At 64.8% G+C, this 5,595-nt stretch carries 4 protein-coding genes; 1 reads left to right on the top strand and 3 read right to left on the bottom strand.

Features of this window, described 5'->3' with window-relative positions:
• From CGU34_RS03970 to CGU34_RS03960, 3 genes are all read right to left on the bottom strand, one after another.
• A partial coding sequence (locus tag CGU34_RS03970) for a GDP-L-fucose synthase family protein (protein WP_100813329.1) occupies nucleotides 1–964 on the bottom strand: 964 nt, incomplete at its 3' end.
• Complete coding sequence (gene gmd, locus CGU34_RS03965) at nucleotides 961–1,992, bottom strand: GDP-mannose 4,6-dehydratase (protein ID WP_100813328.1); 1,032 nt, start codon at nucleotides 1,990–1,992, stop codon at nucleotides 961–963. The genes gmd and CGU34_RS03970, both read right to left, overlap by 4 nt.
• Nucleotides 1,993–2,392: 400 nt before the next feature.
• On the bottom strand, nucleotides 2,393–3,559 hold the full coding sequence (locus CGU34_RS03960) for an acyltransferase family protein (RefSeq protein WP_100813327.1): 1,167 nt from the start codon (nucleotides 3,557–3,559) through the stop codon (nucleotides 2,393–2,395).
• Nucleotides 3,560–3,944: 385 nt separating this feature from the next.
• Between CGU34_RS03960 and CGU34_RS03955 the strand changes: the two genes are divergently transcribed.
• Nucleotides 3,945–5,414, top strand: a complete 1,470-nt coding sequence (locus CGU34_RS03955) for an IS1182 family transposase (RefSeq protein WP_036294992.1) — start codon at nucleotides 3,945–3,947, stop codon at nucleotides 5,412–5,414.
• Nucleotides 5,415–5,595 lie beyond the last annotated feature (181 nt).

Below are 5,595 nucleotides of genomic sequence, written 5' to 3'. Positions count from 1 at the left end.
CGACGTGCTGGCGATACCAGGCGACGGTTCGTTCCAGTCCCTCACCGAGCGTGATCTGCGAAGTCCACCCTGCGTCGGCGAGCTTTGACACGTCGAGCAGTTTCTGGGGCGTCCCGTCTGGCTTGCTTGTGTCCCATTCCGTCTCGCCGGTGAACCCGACGACGTTCGCGATCGTGTTCGCGATCTCGCGAATCGTCACGTCTGATCCGGTACCGACGTTCACCTGCTCCGGGCCGTCGTAGTGCTCGAGCAGGTGGAGGCAGGCGTCAGCCATGTCGTCTGCGTGCAAGAACTCGCGGCGAGGCGTGCCCGTGCCCCAGTTGGTAACGACGGGAGCGCCCGTCTGCGCAGCCTCGTCGTAGCGGCGGATGAGCGCGGGTAGAACGTGTGAACCCTGGGGAGAGAAGTTGTCGTTGGGGCCGTACAGGTTGGTCGGCATGGCCGAGATCCACGGCAGTCCGTACTGGCGGCGTACCGCCTGGGTCTGGAGGATGCCCGCGATCTTCGCGATCGCGTACGAGTCGTTGGTTGGCTCGAGGTGACCGGTGAGCAGCGAGTCCTCGTGGATCGGCTGTGATGCGAACTTGGGGTAGATGCAGGACGAACCGAGAAACAGAACACGCTCGACATCGTTCGCGAGTGCGGCATCCAAGACGTTGACCTGAATGCGCATGTTGTCGCTCAGGAAGTCGACGGGGTAGGTGCTGTTCGCCAGGATGCCGCCGACCTTCGCCGCCGCCAGCACAACGTACTTGGGCTTGATCTCGGACATGTACTCGAACACCGCATCGCGGTTCTTGAGGTCAAGCTCAGCTGAGGGCTTGCCGACGAGCCGGTCGAAGCCCGCGGATTCGAGTCGCCGCCAGATCGCGGATCCGACCAGCCCGCGGTGACCGGCGACGTAGAAGGTCGCGTCGCGATCGAGCGGGCGCGGGGTGTAATCGAGCCCGTCCGAAGCCGTCACTTGGTGCCCCACGAGCCGAGCGAAACTTTGTCGATCCAGGGACGTCCCGCGTGCTCGAGAGCCTCGATGTCGGCGTCGACCATCAGACGAGCCAGTTCGCGACCGTCGATCGTCGGGGTCCAGCCCAGCTTGTCCTTCGCGTGGGACGGGTCGCCGATCAGCGCGTCGACCTCGGTGGGGCGAAGGTAGCGCTCGTCAAAGCGGACGTGCTTCTCCCAGTCGAGACCGGCGTGACTGAACGAGATCTCGAGAAATTCGCGCACGGTGATGCCGAGCCCGGTCGCGAGAACGAAGTCGTCGGGTTCGTCGACCTGCAACATGCGCCACATGCCCTCGACGTACTCGGCGGCGTAACCCCAGTCGCGGATCGAGTCGATGTTGCCCATGTAGACGTGCTCTTGCGTCCCCGCCTTGATGGCTGCGACAGCACGTGTGATCTTGCGCGTCACGAACGTCTCACCACGGCGAGGCGATTCGTGGTTGAAGAGGATGCCGTTGACCGCGAACATGCCGTAGGCCTCGCGGTAGTTCTTGGTGATCCAGTAGCTGTAGAGCTTCGCGGCCGCGTAAGGCGAGCGGGGGTAGAAGGGCGTGCTCTCGTCCTGCGGCGGGGGAGTGGCCCCGTAGAGCTCGGACGACGACGCCTGGTAGAACCGCGTCTGGATGCCCGAGAGTCGAACGGCTTCGAGCATGCGGATCGTGCCGGTGCCGGTCGTGTCGGCCGTGTGCTCGGGCTCGTCGAACGAGACACGTACGTGCGACTGAGCGGCCAGGTTGTATACCTCGTCGGGGTTGATCTCGGCCAGGAGGGTCACCAGACGCGCACCGTCGCTCAGGTCGCCGTAATGCAGGAAGAGATTCGCGGCCGGGTCGTGGGGGTCAACGTAGAGGTGGTCGATGCGCGCCGTGTTGAAGGTTGATGCTCGCCGGATCAGCCCGTGCACTTCGTACCCCTTCGAGAGCAGAAGCTCGGCGAGGTAGGAACCATCCTGGCCCGTGATTCCGGTGATGAGTGCACGCTTCGTCAAGAAGAATCCGATCGTGTGGGGCAGGGGCGAGTTGCTCTTTCGACCCTACCGGGACCACAGTTCTTATGCGCCGTCAGTAAACGGGCAGGTTGAGCCAGCGCGGTCGCTCCCCGCACGACCCGCGCTCCCCGCTCGACGCGGCATTGCTCATGGCGAAGCTCGAGAACACGAACGAGATCGAGTACCACGTGGCGAGCGGAGAACACGGGGACGCGAGCCTTCATCAGGCGGCCGAGGTTCTCGACTTCTGCAACCGAATGACAGGCCGATCCTAGATCGCGAGGTTGCTGATGTGCTCCTCAGCACACTTTGAGGAGCACGTCACTGACTCCGCGTTATCCACCTGTCCTCCGCAGGCGGCACACGTTTGCCGGTCCGGTGCCACCAATAGGCGAGGCCTTTAATCGGTGTCTGCACGGATGGCCTCCCCGGGGCGCGCGGCTTTTTTCCCGCCGATCATACGGGACAGGTGGTGGGACGGTTTCTCTACTACGAGGTAGAAGAGCTGCGCCACGGCGAGGGAGACGGTTACCCCGATCGAGTAGATCAGCCACATCGGGAACTGCCCGTGCGACACAAACGCAAGCGCGACAATGATGGGCTCGTGTACTAGATACAGGCTAAACGAAACGAGTCCAAGCCACCTGACCGGGCGAAGCGTTAGTACCCTGGCCGCCGATGGCGACCAAGCTGCGATGTATACACTCATCGCGGCTCCGACGATCGTCGCCATGAGAAGCGCTGGAGCGGCCGACTCCGAGTTCGGCACTAGTCGGGCAGTTGCTCCTGACGTGATGAGGAGCAGAGCAGCGAGAGAAACAAGCATCCACTGTGCGCGGGTCGTCTCGCTCGCGATCTCACTGAGCTGATTAGCGCCATATGCCAAGAGCACCCCGACTGCGAAGACCGGTAGGTACATCAGCACGCGGATCTCAAGGGCCATGCCGATCCCGCTCAACGCGGCCAAAGCGAGAATGCTCGGAAGGGCGAGATTGGTCGGAGTCCGGCGCGCCACGAACAGATAGAGGGGTAGAAGAATCGAAAAGATCACCTCGAGCTGCAGCGACCATAGTGGAGTGTTCAGCGCCTCCGCGTCGATCATCAACGTCGACCCGAGCAGGGCTTCTTGGAGACCATGCCCGCCCTCAGCGTGCTGATTGATCCACACGCTCTGCATGGGTGACACCGTCCGAGGGACGATGAGCGTGGTCCCCAACGCGAGGAACAACGCGGCGATGGAGGGAACATAGAGCCTGACGAGTCGTCGCGGGTAGTAGACGCGCCAGCGGAGAATCGAACCGCGCGCTGGGCCGATTGCGAGGACGAATCCGGAGAGCACGAAGAACACATACACGGCTTCTTCGCCGGCGAGGAACACGTTCGCTGGCGACTGCAGCAGAACTCGGCGGATGGCGTCGAGTCCCTGCTCCTGCCCGTCCACCAGATACGAGGCAACCGCGGGATCGATGAGGGCGAGGTGACACAGGACCACGATCAATGCTGCGACGCCACGCAGCCCGTCGAGCGATTCGTAGCGGCGCCTGGGACATGGTTGGTGAGTAGTCACCTTGTGCTCGAGTCGTCACTCGGTGCCTCAAGGATCTTGGATGCCTGCGACTTCCAGCGGTCGATCGCGGGGGCCAATGAGTGGTGAGCTGCAACGGCCGCCATGATTGAGACCGGTGCAGCGATCCAAGCAACGTCAATGAACACGCCTCCCGTCGCCCAGGCCAATGCCACCAACACAGGAAAGTGCCACAGGTAGAGCTCGTAACTGATGCGGCCGACGTATGCGAGCGGAGCAACGGATAACGCTCGGGTTAGTCCTGAATCTGCTGTTACCGCGTGAACGAGTGTGAGCGTCGACCCGACTAGGTGCGTGGGTCAGATCCTTCCGTTAACGCGCCGGGGTGAATCCGGTGGATAGCGCGGGGTGCTGGGAGAATCGATTCATGACGGTGACTGCCAGCCTGGAGGGTCTGTTCGAGGTCGAGCCGGGTGAGGCGCGGGCGCCGGGATCGGCTGCACCGGCGGGTGCGGGCAAGACGTTCCGTGGGTATGACCAGGGGCAGTGTTTCCTGCTCCCGCCGAGTCTGGATGACTGGCTGGACGAGGATGATGAGGCCCGGTTCATCTCCGAGGTCGTCGAAGAGCTCTTGGATCTGACGCCGGTCTACGCGTCGTACGCGTCCGCCTCGGGTGCGCCTCCGTATGACCCGCGGATGATGTTGAAGCTGCTGCTGTTCGCGTACGCGACGGGCGTGACCTCGTCTCGTGAGTTGGAGCGGCGCTGCAAGCGCGATATCGCCTTCCGGTGGCTGTCGGGCAACCAGGCGCCCGACTACCGGTCGCTGGCCCGGTTTCGTCGGCGTCACCTGGATGCCCTGCCGGGGTTGTTCCTGCAGGTGCTGCGGGTCTGCGCGGAGGCGGGGCTGGTGCGGTTGGGGCGGGTCGCGCTGGATGGCACGAAGCTGGCTGCGAACGCGTCGCGGCATAAGGCGATGAGCTATGACCGGATCGTGCCGAAGATCGATCAGCTCCAAGCCGAGGTCGCTGCGCTGCTCGCCGAGGCGGAGGCGGTCGATGAGGCCGAGGATCAGCAGTTCGGCCAGGACCGGCGCGGGGACGAGGTCGCCCCGGAGCTGGCCCGCCGTGAGGGGCGCCTGGCAAAACTACGTGCCGCGAAGGACGCGATCGAGGCCGACGCCGCCGAGAAGGCGGCAGCCGTGGCGCGGAAGAAGGCCGACGCCGCCGGTCAGCCCCCTGAGCAGGCCGACGCGGCCGTCGCGACTGCGGTGGACACGGCGGCGCCGAAGCCGAAAGCGCAACGCAATTTCACCGATCCTGAGGCGCGGATGATGAAGACGGTCCGCGGCTTCGATTACGCGTTCAACGCGCAGGCCGTTGTCGATGAGGGCCACCAGATCGTGTTGAGCGCCGAGGTCACCCAGCAGGCCACCGATATCCAGCAGTTCGTCCCGATGGCCGAGCAGACCCTACGGAACCTCGACGCGGCAGGAATCGAGCGTTCCCCAGAGGTCGTCCTCGCTGACGCGGGCTACTGCTCGGAAGCCAACCTCGAAGCCGCCGACGATCTGGACGCACAGGTGTTGATCGCGACGGGACGGCAACGTCACGGCGAGAGCTTCCCTACCGCCGGCGCCCCGGACCCGGCCCCAGAGGACGCGAGCCGGCGGGAGCGGATGGCGCACGCGCTGCGCACCGAGCAGGGCCGCACCGACTACGCGCGCCGCAAAGCCATCGTTGAACCCGCGTTCGGGCAGATGAAGACCCGGCAAAACGCCGGACAGCTCCGGCTACGCGGACTCGCCGGCGCCCAAGGCGAATGGCTACTCCACACGATCTGCCACAACCTCCGCAAGCTCCGCGTCGCTACAGCCGCCGGGCTGGCGCCCGCATAGGCCTCCCCAGGGGTCCCTGGGCGTCACAGCACGCACCGACAGTCGCCACGAGCCCCTCGCCGTGCGATCCCGCACGCTCTCACACCGCAACGGCCCGCCCGTTCCCGTTCGCGACCGTCAGCGCGCGATGCCAGAGTCAACGCCGCGCGCCACGCCACCCGATTCTGACCCGCGCACCTAG

The sequence above is a fragment of the Microbacterium lacus genome, assembly GCF_002812805.1.
GTDB lineage: Bacteria > Actinomycetota > Actinomycetes > Actinomycetales > Microbacteriaceae > Microbacterium > Microbacterium lacus_A.
The sequence above is the reverse complement of the archived record's forward strand: the minus strand, read 5'-3'. Positions and strand labels throughout refer to the sequence as shown.